Origin of the sequence: Metamycoplasma neophronis, from assembly GCF_006491995.1 — a bacterium.
GTDB lineage: Bacteria > Bacillota_I > Bacilli_A > Mycoplasmatales > Metamycoplasmataceae > Metamycoplasma > Metamycoplasma neophronis.
In genome coordinates, this window is the sequence record NZ_VHHP01000033.1 from 1 (window position 1) to 628 (window position 628).

At 64.0% G+C, this 628-nt stretch carries 2 protein-coding genes; both read left to right on the forward strand.

Annotated elements, in window-relative coordinates; all coding sequences use genetic code 4:
* On the forward strand, window positions 1-327 hold a 327-nt coding region (locus FJR74_RS08375; RefSeq protein ID WP_211333939.1), incomplete at its 5' end, for a chymotrypsin family serine protease.
* Between the two features lie 80 nt (window positions 328-407).
* The coding region (locus FJR74_RS08380; protein WP_198542326.1) for a TetR/AcrR family transcriptional regulator at window positions 408-628 on the forward strand (221 nt) is incomplete at its 3' end.

A 628-nucleotide genomic window follows, 5' to 3' on the forward strand; every position in this document is an offset into this window, starting at 1 on the left:
AGCAACATTTTGCCGAGCGGGCGTGCACTGGAATCCAGACCGGGTGTGGTTCTTCACCCGGGCCAAGCGGTCTGCCATTTCGGCGTCAGCACAGGCGAAACCTGTGGGACCGTCGAAAGCGTCAACAACGGCTGGTTCACCATGTCCCACGGCGTGCTCAGTGAGAAGGGGGATTCGGGGGGCCCGGCCTACCTGGCCCCCGATGGCGGCCCCGCGCAGATCGTCGGGATCTTCAACAGCGTCTGGGGCGGCTTTCCCGCGGCGGTGTCCTGGCGGTCGACGTCCGAGCAGGTTCACGCGGATCTCGGCGTGACGCCCCTTGCTTAGCAAGCACCCCGTTAGCGGCCACCAGGTTGATCGCCGTGTGTTTGCTAGAGCGGTGATCTCGGTTGTGTCAGACTTGCCGCGTGGGCAAACGCCGGGATGCGAGGGAACAGATCGAGGCGAAAATTGTCGAACTCGGCCGTCGCCAGCTGCTGGATCACGGCGCGGCCGGGTTGTCGCTTCGGGCAATTGCCCGCAACCTGGGCATGGTGTCCTCGGCCGTATACCGCTATGTGTCCAGTCGTGATGAGCTGTTGACTTTGCTGCTCGTCGACGCCTACTCCGACCTGGCCGATACCGTGGA